Raw genomic sequence first — 17,749 nt, 5'->3', positions numbered from 1 at the left:
GTCCGCAAACCCTGTAGGAGCTGCGGCACGCTGCGATCTTTTGATTCTGATCTTTGAAAAGATCAAAGGATCGCAGCCTCGTTGCACTCGACAGCTCCTACATGGGGGCTGCGGTGTGGGTTTATTCGATGAAGGTGACGACGCCGTCCTTCAACGATTTCACGCGGGCCAGCGATTCGACGCGGTAGCCTTGCGAGTCGAGTTCGGCGCGGCCGCCCTGGAACGACTTCTCGATGACGATGCCCAGACCGGCAACGGTGGCGCCGGCCTGTTTGATGATCGAGATCAGCGCTTGCGAGGCCTTACCGTTGGCCAGGAAGTCGTCGATGATCAGCACGCGGTCGCTGCTGGTCAGATGGCGCGGCGAGATGGCCACGGTGCTTTCGGTCTTTTTGGTGAACGAGTACACGGTCGCCGACAGCAGGTTTTCCGTCAGGGTCAGGGACTGTTGCTTACGGGCGAAGATCACCGGCACGCCGAGGTTCAGACCGGTCATGATCGCCGGGGCGATGCCCGAGGCTTCGATGGTGACGATCTTGGTGATGCCCGAATCCTTGAACAGCGCGGCGAATTCGTCGCCGATCAGCTTCATCAGGGCCGGGTCGATCTGGTGGTTCAGGAAGGCGTCGACCTTCAGGACCTGGTCGGAAAGCACAATGCCTTGTTCGCGGATTTTCTGGTGCAATGCTTCCATGAAGCTGTCCTCTTTTGGCGCTTTGTGCGCCGAAGGTCTAGTAAAAAAAGTGGTCAATTCTAGCGCTTTAACATCGCGCGTATATCAGCCAATGCGCTATTGCCGCGCACGACTTTGACTTCGGTCGGTGTGTCGTCGTTGCCTTCCCACGCCAGATCGTCCGGCGGCAGCTCATCGAGGAAGCGGCTCGGCGCGCAGTCGATGATCTCGCCGTACTGCTTGCGCTTGGCGGCGAAGGTGAAGGCGAGGGTCTGGCGCGCGCGGGTGATGCCCACGTAGGCCAGGCGGCGTTCTTCTTCGATGGTGTCAGCTTCGATGCTGGAGCGGTGCGGGAGGATTTCCTCTTCCATGCCCATGATGAACACGTAAGGGAATTCCAGACCCTTGGACGCATGCAGGGTCATCATCTGCACGCCTTCAGCGCCGTCTTCCTCTTCCTGCTGACGTTCGAGCATGTCGCGCAGAACGAGTTTGCCGATCGCATCCTCGACGGTCATTTCGCCTTCTTCGTCTTTTTCGAGGGTGTTTTTCAACGCCTCGATCAGGAACCAGACGTTGCTCATCCGGTAGTCGGCAGCCTTGTCGCTGGAGCTGTTGGTGCGCAACCAGTTCTCGTAGTCGATGTCCATGACCATGCTGCGCAGGGCGGAGATCGGATCTTCGCCGGCACACTGCTCGCGCACCTTGTCCATGAAACGCTTGAAGCGCGACAGGCGATCGGTGAAGCGGCTGTCCAGATGCTCGCCCAGACCGATTTCGTCGGTGGCGGCGTACATCGAGATTTTGCGTTCGGTGGCGTAGTTGCCGAGCTTTTCCAGGGTGGTCGAGCCGATTTCGCGGCGCGGCACGTTGATCACGCGCAGGAAGGCATTGTCGTCATCCGGGTTCACGATCAGGCGGAAGTAAGCCATCAGGTCTTTCACTTCCTGACGGCCGAAGAAGCTGTTACCGCCGCTCAGGCGATACGGCACCTGGTGGTGCTGCAGCTTCAGCTCGATCAGTTTGGCCTGATAGTTACCGCGATAGAGAATCGCGAAATCGCTGTACGGGCGGTCGGTGCGCAAGTGCAGGCTGAGGATTTCCATGGCCACGCGCTCGGCTTCGGCGTCTTCGTTGCGGCAGCGGATCACGCGGATCTCGTCGCCGTGGCCCATCTCACTCCACAGCTGCTTTTCGAATTCGTGCGGGTTGTTCGAGATCAGCACGTTGGCGCAACGCAGGATGCGACTGGTCGAGCGATAGTTCTGCTCGAGCATCACCACTTTCAAGGACGGATAGTCGTCCTTGAGCAGCATCAGGTTTTCCGGTCGCGCGCCACGCCAGGCGTAGATCGACTGGTCGTCGTCGCCGACCACGGTGAACTGGTTGCGCTTGCCGATGAGCATTTTAACCAGCAGGTACTGGCTGGCGTTGGTGTCCTGGTATTCATCGACGAGCAGGTAACGCACCTTGTTCTGCCACTTTTCGAGAATGTCGGCGTGTTCTTCGAAGAGTTTTACCGGCAGCAGGATCAGGTCGTCGAAGTCCACCGCGTTGAATGCTTTCAGCGTGCGCTGATAGTGGGTGTAGACGATGGCGGCAGTCTGTTCCTTGGGATTACGCGCGTTCTCCAGCGCCTGAGGCGGCAGGATCAGGTCGTTTTTCCAGGCGCCGATCATGTTCTTGATCTCGTCGACGCCGTCTTCGCCCGCATATTCCTTCTGCATGATGTCGGTCATCAGGGACTTGACGTCGGTCTCGTCGAAGATCGAGAAACCGGGTTTGTAGCCCAGCCGCGCGTGTTCCTTGCGGATGATGTTCAAGCCCAGGTTGTGGAAGGTGCAGACCGTCAGGCCGCGACCTTCGCCGGCCCGCAGCAGGGTGCCGACCCGCTCTTTCATCTCGCGCGCGGCCTTGTTGGTAAAGGTCATGGCGACGATGTACTGGGCGCGGATGCCGCAGTTCTGGATCAGGTGCGCGATCTTGCGCGTGATCACGCTGGTCTTGCCGGAGCCAGCACCGGCGAGCACCAATAGAGGGCCGCCGACGTAGTTCACGGCTTCTTGCTGCCGGGGATTGAGTCGGGACATACGAAAATTCGGGAGTCGTTGACGAAATGGGCCGGCATTTTAACAGGCTCAGCGATTTGTGCTGCTCTGTCCGACTTGTGACGTACCACGCGATTCAAATTTGCCGGTTTTGTTACTTTCACGCAGGATGCGCGGTGATTTTGCGGCTAATGTTCTCATTCGTGACACAAAATAACGTTTTGATAACCGTTGTCATTTGGTCATTGAACATCGCAACGGCATAATGCCCCGCCCACATCATTGCAGAGTCTAGGGAGCTAGCTTGTCTACGCCTGTCGAACCCTTGCGTTTGCTGCTACTGGCCGAAGAGCCAGCGTGGACAGCGTTATTGCGTGAGTGTCTGGCTCCGATGGGGAGCGCGGCGGTGCTGATCAGCGCGCCGAGCTGGGACTCGGTCAGCAGTTTGTTCGAAGACAACCGCAATGCGGTGTTGTTGACCCTTCCGGCATTGCAACCGGCACCGGGCCGTTGCAGCCTGCCGACGGTATTGCTGCTGGAACATGAGCCGGACACCGCGCCGGTTGGCGTCAGTGACTGGCTGGTGTTCGACGCGCTCGACGCCGGCATGCTGCGCCGTTGTCTGCGCCATGTGCGCGAACGCGGCGTTCTCGAAAACACCCTGCAACGCCTCGCCGAACAGGATCCGTTGACCGGCATCGCCAATCGTCAGGGTTTTCAGACCTTGCTCGCCGCGCGTCTCGCGGAAAACGATGGACGTGGCGTGGCCCTCGGGCATCTCGATCTCGACAACTTCCGCCACGCCAACGATGCTCTCGGCCACCAGGCGGGTGATCGCTTGATCCTGCAAGTCGTCGCGCGGCTGAAAAGTCAGCTCGAAGCCGGTGATCAACTGGCGCGCCTGGGCAGCGATGAGTTCGCCTTGCTGATCGACACCCGCCGCGCGCCGCAACGTGCCGAGTGGATGGCCGAACGTATCACCGAAGCACTCGCCGAACCGTATTGGGTCGATGGTGAAAGTCTGCTCATCGGCTCCAGCCTCGGCATCGCTCATGCCCGCGCGCAGGGTGGTGCCGACCCGCTGATGTGGCACGCACACATCGCCATGCAGCAGGCCAAGAGCACGCAGGGCTGCACCTTTCATATCTTCAACGAACGCATCAACCGCAACGCGCGGAGCATGGCCGACCTCGAAAGCGAGCTGCGCCGAGCCTTGCGTCGCGATGAGCTGGAATTGCATTACCAGCCACGCCTGAATCTTGCGGACGGCCAGATTGTCGGCCTCGAGGCCCTGGTGCGCTGGCGGCATGGCGAACGTGGTTTGCTGCCGCCGAGTGAATTCGTGCCGCTGGCCGAGCAGAGCGGCTTGATTGTGCCGTTGGGTTACTGGGTGATTTCCCGGGCGCTACGCGATATGCAAGCGCTGCGCGAACGCGGATTGCCGGCGCTGCACATGGCGATCAACCTGTCGTTCCGCCAGTTTCAGGACAGTCAGTTGTTGCCGACTCTCAGCCGCTTGATCGCTGAGCGCGGTGTTGAAGCGCAGTGGCTGGAATTCGAACTGACTGAAACGGCGGTGATGCGCCGCAGCGATCTGGTCAAGCAGACCATGGATGCGCTCGGGCGCCTCGGTGTGCGTTTTTCGCTGGATGACTTTGGCACCGGGTTTTCATCGTTCGTACACCTCAACAGCTTGCCGATCACCTTGCTGAAGATCGACAAGAGTTTCGTCGGTGGCATGGAGCAGCGCGAAGAGAACCGCAAACTGGTGCACGCGATGATCAACCTTGCGCACAACCTGCACCTGGAAGTGGTGGCGGAAGGGGTCGAGACGCCGGAACAACTGGAATTGCTGCGCGGCTTTGGTTGTGATCAGGTGCAGGGTTATCTGATCAGTCGGCCGTTGCCGTTGACGGAACTGGTTGAATACCTGACGTTTGGCTCAAGCCAACAGCCCGCCCTCGAAATCGTGGGCTGACACTAGAGCAAATTTGAAACAACATTGTGGCGAGGGGATTCAGCGAAACGTCGCACCGCCCCGTTCGACTGCGAAGCAGTCGCAAAACCATCGCATCGGGTGTATCTGATACACCGCGACATCAGATTTTGGGGCGGCTTTGCCACCCAACGGGGATAAATCCCCTCGCCACAAGATTCCCTTTCATTAGGGGATTTCAGTCGGTCTGAGGAACTGTGAATGGCCGGGATGACGCCGGCTCCAGCCGAATCATCCGCTTCATCTTCCACTCAAACGCCAGCGTCAAACTCACCGCCGCGCACGCCAACCCCAGCGCCAAGCCCCACCAGACGCCCGTCGGCCCCCAGTTCAAGTGGAACGCCATCCACCACGCCGCCGGCGCGCCAATCAGCCAATAACAGCCGAGCCCGACCAGGAACGTGGTTTTTGCATCCTTGAGCCCGCGAATACAGCCCATGGCAATCGTCTGCGTGCCGTCGAACAGCTCGAACCATGCCGCCACGGCCAGCAGGCTCACCGCCAAACGAATCACTTCGGCAAACGCTGGATCATTGTGATCAAGGAATAACCCGACCAACTGATTTGGCAGCAACCAGAACACCATCGCAAACCCGAGCATCACCACCGCACCAAAGACGATCCCGACGCGGCCCGACATCCGTGCATCGAGCAATTGCCCGGCGCCGTAATGCTGGCCGATGCGCATGGTGATCGCGTACGACATCCCCGCCGGCACCATGAACGCCACCGAGACAATCTGCAGGGCGATCTGATGCGCGCCCAGTTGCGTGCTGCCCATGGTGCCCATGCACAGCGCCGCGAAGGCAAACAACCCGACTTCCACCGCGTAGGTGCCACCGATCGGCAGACCGAGGCGCCAGAGTTCTTTCAGGTACTGCCGATTCGGCCGCGATAACCCTGCGCGCAGCGGATAAGCGTCATAGGCCGGATGCCGGCGAATATGCCAGGCCAATGCCAGCGCCATGCAGTTGGCGACAATCGCCGTGACCAGGCCGATGCCCATCAACCCCATTTTCGGCAAGCCGAACATGCCAGTGATCAGCGCGTAATTGAGCAGGAAGTTGGCCACGGTGCCGGCGAGGCTGATAACCATCACCGGCGTCGCCCGGCCAATCGCACTGGTGAACCCGCGCAGCGCCATGAAACTGAGGTAGCCGGGCAGAGCGAAGGGCAGGGCGATCAGGAATTGTCCGGCAGCGTTGACGTTGGTTTCGGTCTGGCCGAACAGCAGCAACACCGGTTTCAGGTTCCACAGCAGCAACCCAGCGCCCAACGCCATCAGCCACGCCAGCCACAACCCGGCCTGAGTCAGCCGTGCGGCGCCAATGATGTCGCCAGCACCTTTGCGAATCGCCACCAGCGTGCCAACCGCCGCAATCACGCCGATGCAGAAAATCGACACGAACGAATAGGTTGCTGCACCCAGCCCGCCGCCGGCCAGCGCTTCGGGGCTTAAGCGCGCCATCATCAGGGTGTCAGTCAGCACCATCAACATGTGCGCCAACTGTGAAGCGATCAACGGCCCTGCCAGCCGCAGAATGGCCCAGAGTTCGGTACGCACAGGATGCTGCATGGTCATCACCACTCGATATCGGAGGGAACAGGAGAGCATCGATTCTCGGCGCTTGGCAGTTATTGCACAAAGGGATAAAAAGGATGGGTCGCATGAGTAATACTCATCCTGAGTAGAAACTGTTCATTTCGCTGTATCCCGCTGCAGGAGCCTTGTGCATGTCCCGTCGACGTCCTCCGTTGTATGCCCTGCGCGCATTCGAAGCCGCCGCGCGGCACAGCTCGTTCACGCGTGCGGCCGAGGAGTTGTCGATCACCCAGAGTGCAGTGAGTCGGCACATTCGTACGCTCGAAGATCATTTTGCCTGCAAGCTGTTTCACCGCAGCGGTCGCCATTTGCAGCTCACCGAGTCGGCCCGCTTGCTGTTGCCGGGCATCCGGGAAGGCTTTGCAGCCCTGGAACGGGCCTGTAATACCTTGCGCGCTGAAGATGACATCCTGCGCATGAAAGCCCCGTCGACCCTGACCATGCGTTGGTTGCTGGCGCGGCTCAGTCGTTTCCGTCACTTGCAACCAGGCAACGAAGTGCAACTGACCAGCGCGTGGATGGACGTCGATTCGGTGGACTTCAACGATGAGCCGTTCGATTGTGCGGTGCTGTTGAGCGACGGGCATTTCCCGCCGGACTGGGAGGCGAGCTTGCTGTTTCCCGAAGAGCTGATTCCCGTTGGCGCACCGAACCTGCTCAATGATCAACCGTGGGATCTGGCCCGGTTGGCGTCCACCGAATTGCTCCATCCGACGCCGGATCGCCGCGACTGGCGCAGTTGGCTGGAGCACATGGGTTTGTCCGATCAGGTCTCGCTCAAGGGTGGGCAAGTCTTCGACACGCTGGAATTGGGCATGATCGCGGCGGCGCGCGGTTACGGTGTGTCCATGGGCGATCTGTTGATGGTCGCCGAAGATGTCGCGCAAGGACGGCTGAGCCTGCCGTGGCCGACTGCGGTCGCCAGTGGATTGAATTATTACCTGGTGTGGCCAAAGACCCGTCCGGGAGGTGAACGTTTGCGCCGCCTCAGCGACTTCCTGCAGGGCGAAGTCCGCGCCATGGAGCTGCCGGACGTTGCGCGCTTGAGCTGAAACGTTCGAGCCCCCACAATGGCGGCCTTGCGCCATACCCTCGCAATGCGCTCAAGTATTCGGTTTTACCGCCGACTATGAGCAAGTGGAACCGTCGTGCCGGTAGCCACGATTCACCCCCAACTATTAGAAATTTATCCGAGTCGAGATCAAGGAGGATCCCGTGGCTCGGCCAGGAGCTGTGCATGTCTCAACCTCGCGCTCGGATCGCCTCGCAGCTGGGCCTCGCGCTCGCTGTGATACTGGCGATAGTTATCAGTGGCAGTACGGTGTTCGCCCTGCGTTCGCTTGATTCGGCCAACCTCGCCACCCGTGAAGAGCATCTGGCCAGTGAGGCGCGGCTGCTGGCCGACCAACTGAGTACCTTTCACGGCACGCTGCGTGAAAGCACCCAGCGTCTGAGTGGGTTGTTCGAGAAGCGCTTCAGCGCCGGCTTGAGCATCCACCCGAGTGAGCCGGTAACGGTGGCAGGCACCCCGACCCCGGGCCTGCACCTGGGCAGCGAAGTGCTGAACAACAATTTCAAGGAAGTCGACGAGTTCAAGCAGATGACCGCCGGCGTTGCCACGCTGTTTGTGCGCAGTGGTGAAGACTTCGTGCGGGTCAGCACCTCGCTGACCAAACAGGACGGCACCCGTGCTATCGGCACCTTGCTTGATCACGCGCACCCGGCGTACGCGAAGTTGATGGCTGGGCAGAGTTATGTTGGCCGAGCGTTGCTGTTCGATCGTTCCTACATGACTCAGTACACGCCAGTGCGCGATGGCAGCGGCAAGGTGATTGCGGTGTTGTTTGTCGGTTTCGATTACACCGACGCGCAGAATGCCCAGTTCGACAACCTCAAGCGCTTCCGCATTGGCCAGACCGGCTCGCTGGCGCTGCTCGATGAGCAGAGCAAATGGCTGGTTGCTCCGGCGGGTGTGCAGGCGTTGGATCAAGCGATTCCAGTGATCAAGGATCTGGCGAAATCGCCGGGCAAAGGTCAGTTCTGGGGCGACAAGTCCGAAGATTTCTACAGCGTCGCGGTGCCGTTCGATGGCGGGCCGTGGTCGGTGGTGGCAAGCATGCCGAAAGCCGAAATCCGCGCGGTGACCTGGAGCGTCGGCACGCAATTGGCCATTGGCAGCCTGCTGGCGATGCTGTTGGCGGTCGGTTCCGTTGTGTGGTTGCTGCGCAGCAAACTGGCGCCACTGAGCGATCTGGTACGTCAGGCCGAAGCTTTGGGCGCTGGCGATCTGAGCGTGCGCCTGAGCGTATCGAGCAACGACGAAATCGGTCAATTGTCTCGTGCGTTCAACCAGATGAGCCAAGCGCTGTCGACGATGGTCGAGCATATCCGCCGCTCTTCGGAAGAGGTCAACAGCCGTGCGCAAGCCTTGTCCGGCCTGTCCGGCGGCGCGTACGAAGGCATGGAGCAGCAGTCCGGCGAAATCACCAGCATGGCCGGCGCGGTGGAAGAATTCAGCGCGACCTCGTTGAACATCGCCGACAACATGGGCGCGACCCAGCGTCTGGCGCAGGAAAATGCTCAGCAAACGCAGATTGGTCGCAGCTCGATGGAAGAGGCTTCGTCGTCGCTGGAGCAGATCGCTGGCGCCCTGAACAGCACCGCCACCGTGATCAACACCCTCGGTCAGCGTTCGCAGGAAATTGGCGGCATCGTTGGCGTGATTACTTCGATTGCCGAGCAGACCAATTTGCTCGCGCTCAACGCTGCAATCGAGGCAGCCCGTGCCGGTGAACAAGGTCGTGGCTTTGCTGTGGTGGCGGATGAAGTGCGCAGCCTGGCTTCGCGTACTCGCCAGGCCACCGATGAAATTTCCAGCATGATTCATAGCATCCAGCAGGAAACCGGCAACGCGATCAGCACCATGGAGCAGGGCAATGTGCTGATGCAGGAAGGCCTGTCGCGTAACGCCAATGTCGCCTCGGCGCTGGCGCGTATTGACGAGCAGAGCCGTTCGGCGGGGCAGCAGTTTGCCGCGATTACCACGGCGACTCAGGAGCAGAGCAGCACCGCGACTTTGCTGAGCAGCAATTTGCAGAGCATTGCGCTGGCCAACAGTGAGCAGCGTGAGGTTGTGTCGAACCTGGCTGTTACGGCTAAAGAGCTGGAGAAGCTGGCGGCGGATCTGCGTTCCGAGGTTGATCGCTTCCGTTGATGCGCCTTTGAAATAGTCATCGCGGGCAAGCCCGCTCCCACAGGTATATCGGCTGTGCGCAAAAATCGCGCTCCCCGTCGAACCCTGTGGGAGCGGGCTTGCCCGCGATTGCATCAACGCTAATCGCGGATCCATCACAGCCCCATTACTGCTTCCATACTTGCTGAAACGTTTCCGCAGCGCTATAAAAATGGCACAACTCCAATAAAGGCTGCTGCCATGACCCCGCTCAAACTCGCCGTCGCCCTCGGCGCTTTCACTGCTGCTTCCCACGCCATGGCCTGGGATTACGTCCTTCTCGATACCAACAAGCCCGCGCAAAACTGGAGCATCACCAGTGAACAGCTCGGTGTGAAAACCGACCAACCCTTCTCCGTAAGCCTGCGTACCTTGCACGGGGGGCGGCAGGAAGGCGTCAGCATTGTCGATATCGATAACGGCACGATGAAACTCTCGGTGGTACCAACCCGGGGCATGAATGTCTTGCAAGCCTCTGTCGGCAATGTGCGCATGGGGTGGGATTCGCCGGTCAAGGACGTGGTCAACCCGGCCTTCATCGAGCTCAACGGGCGCGGTGGTCTGGGCTGGCTGGAAGGTTTCAACGAGCTGGTCGCCCGCTGCGGTTACGAATGGGTTGGCCATCCCGGCATGGACAACGGTGAACTGCTGACCTTGCATGGCCGCGCCGCCAACATCCCGGCCAGTACCGTCACGCTGCACATCGACGAAAAGCCACCCTACGCCATCAGTCTGCGCGGCGAGCTGAAAGAGCAAGCTTTCAAGAAAGTCGATTTCTCGGTTGTCACTGAATTGGTCACCGAGCCTGGCAGCGTGCGCTTTGCACTCAACGATACGCTGACCAACAACGGCGACTATCCAAAGGAATACCAAGCGCTGTACCACAGCAATTTCAGCACGCCGTTCCTCGAGCAGGGTGCCCGTTTTGCTGCACCGGTAAAACAGGTCTCGCCGTTCAACGACAAGGCCAAAGGCGATCTGGCTGACTGGCAGACCTATCGCGCGCCGACCAAGGACTATGACGAAACCGTTTACAACGTCGTGCCCTATGCCGACGCCAAAGGCGACACCTTGACCGTTTTGCATAACAAGGCGGGCAGCCTCGGTGTTTCTGTTGGCTTCAATACCCAGCAGTTGCCGGTGCTCTCTTTGTGGAAAAACACCGATACCCAAGGGCAGGGCTATGTCACGGGGCTGGAGCCGGGCACCAGTTTTTCTTACAACCGCCGCTATCAGCGTCCGCTGAATCTGGTGCCGACCATTGCACCGAAAGAACACAAACAGTTCCAGATCAGCTACAGCCTGCTCGCGGACAAAGGTGCTGTGGATAAGGCCTTGAAGCGTGTGACCGAGATTCAGGCGGGGCGCGACACCGAAGTGCGACAGACGCCGTTGGTGGATCTGACAACCGAGCATTAAGGTGTCGCCGGCCGATATTGCAGCGCCTCGGCCAAGTGTTCGCGTTTGATTGCATCGACTTGCTCAAGGTCTGCCAAAGTGCGGGCGACCTTGAGTAACCGGTGTGCCGAGCGCAGCGATAGCGTCAGCCGTTCACAGGCTGATTCCAGCCATTTCTCATCGGCTGTGGATAACTTGCAGTGTTTTTTCAGTCCTGGCAGATCGAGAAACGCGTTGGCGCAGCCTTGACGCTTCTGCTGTCGTTCGCGAGCCTCTGCCACCAACGCCGCAGCGCTGGCACTGTCTTCTCCCGGCTTGGCCTGTGGGTTCAACGCCGTCGCTTCCCGCGCCACCGTCAGGTGCAGATCAATCCGATCCAGCAAAGGCCCCGATAGCTTGTTGCGGTAGCGCTGCACCATGTCCGGTGTGCACGAGCACTTGCCGCTCGGCTCGCCAAGATATCCACAGGGGCAGGGGTTCATTGCTGCGACCAACTGGAAACGTGCCGGAAAGCGCACGCGATCCTTGGCTCGGGAAATCACGATGTGCCCTGACTCCAAAGGCTCGCGTAAAACCTCCAATACCTTGCGATCAAACTCCGGCAATTCATCGAGAAACAGCACGCCGTGGTGGGCGAGGGTGATTTCACCGGGTTGCGGTTTCGAGCTGCCACCAACGAGTGCCGGCCCGGATGCCGAGTGGTGCGGTTGACGGAAGGGACGCTGCGGCCAATGGGTCAGCGGTGCGCCACTGGCGACGGACTGAATTGCCGCCACCTCCAGCGCTTCACTCTCGGCCAGCGGCGGCAATAGTCCCGGCAATCGGCTGGCCAGCAATGTCTTACCCGTTCCCGGCGGCCCGCTGAACAGCAGGTTATGCGCCCCCGCAGCAGCAATCAGCAACGCCCGTTTCGCCGCCACTTGCCCCTGCACTTCATTCAAGTCGGGATAAGGCTTGCTGGCATGCATCAGTCCGTCGGAGACATAGGGCTCAACCGGCGTATGGCCATTGAAATGCGCCACCGCCTCCAGCAAATGATCCACCGCAAACACCTTCAACCCCGAAGCCAGGCAGGCCTCCTCGGCATTCGCTCGCGGCACCACCAGCGCACGCCCCGCCTTGCGCGCCGCCAATGCTGCCGGCAACACCCCGCGCACCGCCCTTACTGCGCCGGACAATGCCAACTCTCCCAGACATTCCACATCATCCAGCGTCAGACACGGCACCTGCACACTCGCCGACAGAATCCCCAAGGCAATCGCCAGATCAAACCGCCCGCCATCCTTGGGCAGATCCGCCGGCGCCAGATTCAAAGTGATCCGCCGCGCCGGAAACTGCAGCCCGGAATTGATGATCGCGCTGCGCACCCGGTCCTTGCTCTCCTTCACCGCCGCCTCGGGCAGGCCGACCATGGTCAGCGACGGCAGGCCGTTGGCAAGATGAACTTCGACGGTGACGGCGGGGGCTTCCACGCCAATCTGGGCGCGACTGTGGACGATGGAGAGGGACATGGTCGTTCCTTGAGCTGAATCGGGGGCCGCTTCCTGCGGGTTTTTGAAGGGTAGTTGGGAGAGCGAATCCAGGCGACACGGATGCGAGGGCAAACCTTCACTGGATGTTGCCAAGGTGTCCTTCCACGTTCAGTAGAGGCGTCACATTAGTTTTCTTCTTCGAGTTTTCTTACTTGGCTTCCTCCCCCGGCCAGCCAACCATCCGGTTCGAGTTCTTTACCGTACTTGGCCGCTACCTCAATAAAACGACGCTGATTGGCTGAAATACCTCCGGCTAACCGAAGTGCTTCAGCGTGATATCCAACAATCTCTTCTAGCTTTGCCCTTCTCTTTTTGTCTTTCATTGATGCCTCGTTTTTTGGGTGACAGATGCTTTGTTGGCCACCGTAGTACAAGGAGGAAAAGTCGCGTAATCAGGCGCAGACGCTGATGTTTGTAGGGCCATGCCCTAATAGGTGTAGGACGCCGGCGAAAGGGGTGTGAAGGTCTTGTATCCAGGAGTCGGATGCTCCAGTTTGGCCACTCAACGCAGCCCTCTGGAGTCGAGAAATGAACCGCAATGGTATGCGCCCGATTCATCCGGGCGAGGTTCTGAATAAGGAATTCATGGAGCCGTTGGGCATGACCGTCATGGATTTGGCCATGCCCACGAAATGGCCCGAAAGTGAGATCGAAAAGCTTGTGAAATGTCAGCTCGGGATCTGCGCCGATCTGGCAATCAGCCTTGCCACTTATCTCAACACTACGCCTTAGTTCTGGATGAATCTGCAATCGACTTACGATTTGCGCAGGGCCCAGCTCCGGCATGCGGGTTTATAGCGATTGCAGCATCCGCGAAGCCCTTTTCCACCATGGCCCCGTCATTGGGCGCTTGGTCTGTTCCCGTTCCACCATCATCAGCGGCACATCTTGTAACCGTATCCACGGCTGGTTATTCCAGTGCAACAAACTCAAAGACATGTCCGGCCAACTGAGCAAGCTGAGGTGTGGGCGTTCGCTTGTGCTGGGGTGTTGCGCGTCGCGCAGGGTGGGGATGACCTGGTGGGTGAGCCATTCGCGCAGGGCTCGGTATTCGGGGCAGTAGTGGTAGACGAGGAGGGCGTAGATGCCGGACTCGCTGATCAGCAGGGTGTTTTCGATCTGGTTGTGGATCAGGGTTTTGCGGGTTTGGTATTGGTCGGGGTCGAGTTTTCGCAGCATGCGTTCGTTGAGGTAGATGTGTAGCAGGCGGCTCAGGTCTCGGGCGCAGAACCAGGGTTGGTTCTGGATGAGGAGGGCGTGGAGGGGGAGTTTGTGGCGGGTGAAGATGCTAGGTGTCAGGTAGTTTTCGTCCATGGTTCAGTTCTCGAATTCAAGTGAAGAAAACTGCTTCTGTTCGTCGCCAAACGAAAAGGGTGGCAGCTATGCGCGGGTTGGCGAACCGGTGAATTCGAAACCGGCAGACCCTGAGGTCTCCCACGCAAAGCCGCCATAACTCGTTGAGAGAAAAAACCTCTGTGTGAGTTTAGTTGCATTGCGTCAAATTCGATCCAGGTCGCCAAACCCGGTGCTGAACATTCAGCATCGGGTGAGCTTAGAAACCTGGGCTTTTCGGCGCAATCGGACGGCGGTGGTGCAGGTTGTAGGACGTTGCCGGGATGGTTGAAGGGCTGAGGATCAAAAGATCGCAGCCTTCGGCAGCTCCTACAGGTGGATGCGTTATTCGGCGGGCGGTGTCAGCTTGGCTTCCATCTCGGCGACTTTGGCTTCGAGGCTTTCGAGGCGGGCGCGAGTGCGGGCCAGTACGACCATCTGGCTGTCGAATTCTTCGCGGCTGACCAGGTCGAGTTTGCTGAAGGCGCTTTGCAGTAGCATCTTGAACTGGCTTTCGATTTCGGCTTTCGGCAGCGGGGTGTCGCCGTTGAACAGGCGGGAGGCGGTGCCGCTCAGGGCGTCGAGGAAGTCTTTGGGCGCGAGCATGGTGGATGTCCTGGAAACAATGGCCGGCAGTGTATCACGCAGTGTCTATAGTCAATCTCGCGGTCAGGGATGCACGCTTTTCGCGCAGGCGGACGGACGGCGACGCACCGTTGTTGTGCGTATCCGGATGGGGTTTTGCACGGGATGGCGTGCGGCAGCGGCCAAGGGATTGAAATCAGAGGTTTTTGGCGAGATGGCAAGGTTTCTGCTTAGTCACCTTCGACCCATGCACTGATGCAGTCGCTGTGACGAATGCAGTGCGGCAGACGGAGCGGGGAGTTTCGTCGGCAGCGGTTAGCTGGCGTCAGTCGGGCAGGTACGGCCGACGATGCGTTACAAAGCCAGGCACTGCGCTTAGACTTGAGTCGGGTTTGTTTTCCTGGGGCAAGTCCACCAATTCGGGAGAGAGTTTTCATGAAGCTAGTCACTGCCATCATCAAGCCGTTCAAGTTGGACGACGTGCGCGAGTCGCTGTCCGAAATCGGCGTGCAGGGCATTACCGTTACTGAAGTCAAAGGCTTCGGCCGGCAGAAGGGTCACACCGAGCTGTATCGCGGCGCGGAATATGTGGTCGATTTTCTGCCCAAGGTGAAAATCGACGTGGCCATCGACGACAAGGATCTGGATCGGGTTATCGAGGCGATAACCAAGGCGGCCAACACCGGCAAGATCGGTGACGGCAAGATCTTCGTGGTCAATCTGGAACAGGCGATTCGCATCCGTACCGGCGAAACCGATACCGACGCGATCTAAGCGCCGCCACAAACCCCAACGCCCCAGGAGAAAACAATATGACTCTGCGTAAATTCGCAGGGCTAGGAGCCCTGTTGTCTATCGTAATGCCCGGCCTTGCTATGGCGGCAGACGAAGTGGCGGCCCCGGTCCTCAATTCCGGCGACACTGCCTGGATGCTCACCTCGACAGCCCTCGTGCTGTTCATGACCATCCCCGGCCTGGCGCTGTTCTACGGCGGCATGGTTCGCTCGAAAAACATTCTTTCCGTGATGATGCAGTGCTTCGCCATTACCGGTCTGATCAGCATCCTGTGGGTCATTTATGGCTACAGCATTGCGTTCGACACCACCGGCATGGAGCAGGGCGTCGTCAATTTCAACTCGTTCTTCGGCGGCATGGGCAAGGCGTTCCTCGCCGGTGTCACGCCTTCGAGCCTGACCGGCCCTGCGGCGCTGTTCCCTGAGGCGGTGTTCATCACCTTCCAGATGACCTTCGCGATCATCACACCGGCGCTGATCGTCGGTGCGTTCGCCGAGCGGATGAAGTTCTCCGCGATGCTGATCTTCATGGGCATCTGGTTCACCCTGGTTTATGCACCGATCGCGCACATGGTCTGGTCCGGTAACGGCGGCCTGATGTGGGACTGGGGCGTGCTCGACTTCGCCGGCGGCACCGTGGTGCACATCAACGCCGGTGTGGCCGGTCTGATCTGCTGCCTGGTATTGGGCAAGCGTAAAGGCTTCCCGACCACCCCGATGGCTCCGCACAATCTGGGTTACACCCTAATGGGCGCGGCGATGCTGTGGGTCGGCTGGTTCGGCTTCAACGCTGGTTCCGCTGCGGCGGCCAACGGCACTGCCGGCATGGCGATGCTGGTCACTCAGATCGCTACCGCTGCGGCGGCGCTGGGCTGGATGTTTGCCGAGTGGGTCACCCACGGCAAGCCAAGCGCACTGGGTATCGCATCGGGTGTGGTTGCCGGTCTGGTCGCGATCACTCCGGCTGCCGGCACCGTGGGCCCGATGGGCGCACTGGTGATCGGTCTGGCGGCAGGCGTGGTGTGCTTCTTCTGCGCCACCACGCTGAAACGCAAACTCGGTTATGACGATTCTCTGGACGCCTTCGGCGTGCACGGTATCGGCGGTATTCTCGGCGCGATCCTTACCGGTGTGTTCGCTGCGCCGGCGCTGGGTGGCTTCGGCACCGTCACCGATATCGGTGCGCAAGTCTGGATTCAGGTAAAAGGCGTCGGCTTCACAGTGATCTACACCGCGATCGTCACCTTCGTCATCCTCAAGGTGCTGGACGCCGTGATGGGTCTGCGTGTGACCGAGGAAGAAGAGTCGGTTGGCCTCGATCTGGCACAACACAACGAACGCGGCTACAACCTGTAAGTACGCGCACTGAAAAAAATTGCCCGGTTCGCCGGGCATTTTTTTGTCCGGGATTTGTCATTAAGCGACAGGCTGAAAGGATTTTTCGTACGCCTTTAGTCGTGTTTACGACGGCGGTTTTTCACCGGCCAATGGCTTACATCATTGAGCGAATATTAGGGCCTTTGTTTTTTCCCAGAGCGCGCTAGAATGCGCCCCGAACGTGCGGAGAACTGTATGTGGCAACAGACTCTGATAACCCTGCGGGCACGGCCCCGGGGCTTTCATCTGGTAACGGACGAGTTACTCGCTGGCCTGCCTGAACTCAGGGAGTGCCGGGTCGGTCTGTTGCATTTGTGGCTGCAGCATACCTCGGCGTCGTTGACCATCAACGAGAACGCCGATCCGGCGGTCCGTCGCGACTTCGAACGATTTTTCAATCGTCTGATCCCACAAGGAACAGACGGCTATGAGCATAACGACGAAGGCCTGGACGACCTCCCGGCGCACTTCAAGGCCAGCGTGCTTGGTTGCCAGATCAGTCTGCCGGTTTCGGCAGGTCGTCTGGCTCTGGGGACCTGGCAAGGCGTTTATCTGGGCGAGCACCGTGATCATGGCGGTGCTCGAAAAGTCCTCGCCACCTTGCACGGTGAAGGGGCATAAACCGTTGGTCACCAATGGTTACTGATTTTTTAACGGCGACTTTCGACAGTTGCCAAAGCTGGTCTATAACTAATCTGCTTTTCGCAAGTCATGAGGTAGAACATGAGCGACGATGATCTGGAAAACGACGACCTCGAAGTAGGCGACGAAGACGAGGCCGAGGAAGGCCTGGAAGCAGCAGCGGAAGACGTTGCTGACGACGATGGCGGTGACGATACGCCGGCCCCGGCTGCCAAAGGCAAAGCCAAGGCTGCGGTGTCGGTAGATGAGTTGCCGAGCATTGAAGCCAAGAACAAGGAACGCGACGCCCTGGCCAAGGCCATGGAAGAGTTCCTGTCGCGCGGCGGAAAAGTGCAGGAAGTGGAGGCCAATGTGGTCGCCGATCCTCCGAAGAAGCCGGACAACAAGTACGGCAGCCGCCCTATCTGAGGCGTGCCGCTTGCTTGCTGAAAAAGCCCGCCGTCGCTGCGGGCTTTTTCATGGGTGATGAAAAGATCAAAAGATCGCAGCCTTCGGCAGCTCCTACATTGGAATGCGTTCCCCTGTAGGAGCTGCCGA

General features: G+C 59.4%; 16 protein-coding genes. 9 read left to right on the top strand and 7 right to left on the bottom strand.

Translation table 11 applies throughout. From position 1 onward, the window contains the following. Positions 1–121 precede the first annotated feature (121 nt). Positions 122–694, bottom strand: coding sequence for a xanthine phosphoribosyltransferase (locus PMI37_RS24360; protein ID WP_008086064.1), 573 nt, complete (start codon positions 692–694; stop codon positions 122–124). 59 nt (positions 695–753) lie between these two features. Continuing rightward, positions 754–2,763 (bottom strand): DNA helicase Rep, encoded by a 2,010-nt coding sequence (gene rep, locus PMI37_RS24355; protein WP_008086063.1) that lies wholly within the window; start codon positions 2,761–2,763, stop codon positions 754–756. Positions 2,764–3,025: 262 nt separating this feature from the next. On the opposite strand from rep, the gene PMI37_RS24350 reads away from it, so the two are divergent. Further along, positions 3,026–4,699 carry a putative bifunctional diguanylate cyclase/phosphodiesterase gene (locus tag PMI37_RS24350; protein WP_008086060.1) on the top strand — a complete coding sequence of 558 codons (1,674 nt, stop codon included), beginning with the start codon at positions 3,026–3,028 and terminating at the stop codon, positions 4,697–4,699. Between the two features lie 196 nt (positions 4,700–4,895). Here the strand turns inward: PMI37_RS24350 and PMI37_RS24345 are convergent, their stop codons facing one another. Continuing rightward, positions 4,896–6,293 carry a NorM family multidrug efflux MATE transporter gene (locus PMI37_RS24345; protein ID WP_045123281.1) on the bottom strand — a complete coding sequence of 466 codons (1,398 nt, stop codon included), beginning with the start codon at positions 6,291–6,293 and terminating at the stop codon, positions 4,896–4,898. 158 nt (positions 6,294–6,451) lie between these two features. Between PMI37_RS24345 and PMI37_RS24340 the strand changes: the two genes are divergently transcribed. From PMI37_RS24340 to PMI37_RS24330, 3 genes are all read left to right on the top strand, one after another. After that, the gene (locus PMI37_RS24340; RefSeq protein WP_008086056.1) at positions 6,452–7,372 is read left to right on the top strand and encodes a LysR substrate-binding domain-containing protein; all 921 of its coding nucleotides are present in this window, start codon (positions 6,452–6,454) and stop codon (positions 7,370–7,372) included. 185 nt (positions 7,373–7,557) lie between these two features. After that, complete coding sequence (locus PMI37_RS24335) at positions 7,558–9,534, top strand: methyl-accepting chemotaxis protein (RefSeq protein ID WP_008086054.1); 1,977 nt, start codon at positions 7,558–7,560, stop codon at positions 9,532–9,534. Between the two features lie 219 nt (positions 9,535–9,753). Next, positions 9,754–10,971 (top strand): aldose 1-epimerase family protein, encoded by a 1,218-nt coding sequence (locus PMI37_RS24330; protein WP_008086052.1) that lies wholly within the window; start codon positions 9,754–9,756, stop codon positions 10,969–10,971. On the opposite strand, the gene PMI37_RS24325 is transcribed toward PMI37_RS24330, so the two are convergent. Both PMI37_RS24325 and PMI37_RS24320 read right to left on the bottom strand, forming a co-directional pair. After that, on the bottom strand, positions 10,968–12,461 hold the full coding sequence (locus tag PMI37_RS24325) for a YifB family Mg chelatase-like AAA ATPase (RefSeq protein WP_008086050.1): 1,494 nt from the start codon (positions 12,459–12,461) through the stop codon (positions 10,968–10,970). The two genes, PMI37_RS24330 and PMI37_RS24325, sit on opposite strands and share 4 nt — an antisense overlap. Before the next feature lie 146 nt (positions 12,462–12,607). Next, positions 12,608–12,805: a hypothetical protein gene (locus PMI37_RS24320; protein ID WP_008086047.1), complete on the bottom strand. Its 198-nt coding sequence runs from the start codon at positions 12,803–12,805 to the stop codon at positions 12,608–12,610. Between the two features lie 205 nt (positions 12,806–13,010). Here PMI37_RS24320 and PMI37_RS24315 point away from each other — a divergent pair, with 205 nt between their 5' ends. Further along, positions 13,011–13,214 (top strand): HigA family addiction module antitoxin, encoded by a 204-nt coding sequence (locus PMI37_RS24315; protein WP_008086044.1) that lies wholly within the window; start codon positions 13,011–13,013, stop codon positions 13,212–13,214. A 60-nt stretch (positions 13,215–13,274) separates the two neighbouring features. Here PMI37_RS24315 and PMI37_RS24310 read toward each other — a convergent pair whose 3' ends face one another. Further along, positions 13,275–13,796, bottom strand: a complete 522-nt coding sequence (locus tag PMI37_RS24310; RefSeq protein WP_008086043.1) for a BRO-N domain-containing protein — start codon at positions 13,794–13,796, stop codon at positions 13,275–13,277. A gap of 363 nt (positions 13,797–14,159) precedes the next feature. Then, on the bottom strand, positions 14,160–14,420 hold the full coding sequence (locus PMI37_RS24305; RefSeq protein WP_008086041.1) for an accessory factor UbiK family protein: 261 nt from the start codon (positions 14,418–14,420) through the stop codon (positions 14,160–14,162). Between the two features lie 414 nt (positions 14,421–14,834). Between PMI37_RS24305 and glnK the strand changes: the two genes are divergently transcribed. From glnK to sutA, 4 genes are all read left to right on the top strand, one after another. After that, the gene (gene glnK, locus PMI37_RS24300) at positions 14,835–15,173 is read left to right on the top strand and encodes a P-II family nitrogen regulator (protein WP_002555808.1); all 339 of its coding nucleotides are present in this window, start codon (positions 14,835–14,837) and stop codon (positions 15,171–15,173) included. Positions 15,174–15,211: 38 nt separating this feature from the next. Next, complete coding sequence (locus PMI37_RS24295; RefSeq protein ID WP_008086040.1) at positions 15,212–16,549, top strand: ammonium transporter; 1,338 nt, start codon at positions 15,212–15,214, stop codon at positions 16,547–16,549. 216 nt (positions 16,550–16,765) lie between these two features. Next, positions 16,766–17,191: a secondary thiamine-phosphate synthase enzyme YjbQ gene (locus tag PMI37_RS24290; RefSeq protein WP_007920418.1), complete on the top strand. Its 426-nt coding sequence runs from the start codon at positions 16,766–16,768 to the stop codon at positions 17,189–17,191. A 102-nt stretch (positions 17,192–17,293) separates the two neighbouring features. After that, positions 17,294–17,620: a transcriptional regulator SutA gene (gene sutA, locus PMI37_RS24285; protein ID WP_007920420.1), complete on the top strand. Its 327-nt coding sequence runs from the start codon at positions 17,294–17,296 to the stop codon at positions 17,618–17,620. Positions 17,621–17,749 lie beyond the last annotated feature (129 nt).

The sequence above is a fragment of the Pseudomonas sp. GM80 genome (assembly GCF_000282515.1).
Classification (GTDB): domain Bacteria; phylum Pseudomonadota; class Gammaproteobacteria; order Pseudomonadales; family Pseudomonadaceae; genus Aquipseudomonas.
This window is presented reverse-complemented; position numbering and strand designations above follow the sequence as displayed.

What these genes read in the sequence shown, in the direction of transcription:
- PMI37_RS24360 (WP_008086064.1), bottom strand. Translation starts at nt 694, where the DNA reads ATGGAAGCATTGCACCAGAAAATCCGCGAACAAGGCATTGTGCTTTCC.
- rep (WP_008086063.1), bottom strand. Translation starts at nt 2,763, where the DNA reads ATGTCCCGACTCAATCCCCGGCAGCAAGAAGCCGTGAACTACGTCGGC.
- PMI37_RS24345 (WP_045123281.1), bottom strand. Translation starts at nt 6,293, where the DNA reads ATGCAGCATCCTGTGCGTACCGAACTCTGGGCCATTCTGCGGCTGGCA.
- PMI37_RS24340 (WP_008086056.1), top strand. Translation starts at nt 6,452, where the DNA reads ATGTCCCGTCGACGTCCTCCGTTGTATGCCCTGCGCGCATTCGAAGCC.
- PMI37_RS24335 (WP_008086054.1), top strand. Translation starts at nt 7,558, where the DNA reads ATGTCTCAACCTCGCGCTCGGATCGCCTCGCAGCTGGGCCTCGCGCTC.
- PMI37_RS24330 (WP_008086052.1), top strand. Translation starts at nt 9,754, where the DNA reads ATGACCCCGCTCAAACTCGCCGTCGCCCTCGGCGCTTTCACTGCTGCT.
- PMI37_RS24325 (WP_008086050.1), bottom strand. Translation starts at nt 12,461, where the DNA reads ATGTCCCTCTCCATCGTCCACAGTCGCGCCCAGATTGGCGTGGAAGCC.
- PMI37_RS24320 (WP_008086047.1), bottom strand. Translation starts at nt 12,805, where the DNA reads ATGAAAGACAAAAAGAGAAGGGCAAAGCTAGAAGAGATTGTTGGATAT.
- PMI37_RS24315 (WP_008086044.1), top strand. Translation starts at nt 13,011, where the DNA reads ATGAACCGCAATGGTATGCGCCCGATTCATCCGGGCGAGGTTCTGAAT.
- PMI37_RS24310 (WP_008086043.1), bottom strand. Translation starts at nt 13,796, where the DNA reads ATGGACGAAAACTACCTGACACCTAGCATCTTCACCCGCCACAAACTC.
- PMI37_RS24305 (WP_008086041.1), bottom strand. Translation starts at nt 14,420, where the DNA reads ATGCTCGCGCCCAAAGACTTCCTCGACGCCCTGAGCGGCACCGCCTCC.
- glnK (WP_002555808.1), top strand. Translation starts at nt 14,835, where the DNA reads ATGAAGCTAGTCACTGCCATCATCAAGCCGTTCAAGTTGGACGACGTG.
- PMI37_RS24295 (WP_008086040.1), top strand. Translation starts at nt 15,212, where the DNA reads ATGACTCTGCGTAAATTCGCAGGGCTAGGAGCCCTGTTGTCTATCGTA.
- PMI37_RS24290 (WP_007920418.1), top strand. Translation starts at nt 16,766, where the DNA reads ATGTGGCAACAGACTCTGATAACCCTGCGGGCACGGCCCCGGGGCTTT.
- sutA (WP_007920420.1), top strand. Translation starts at nt 17,294, where the DNA reads ATGAGCGACGATGATCTGGAAAACGACGACCTCGAAGTAGGCGACGAA.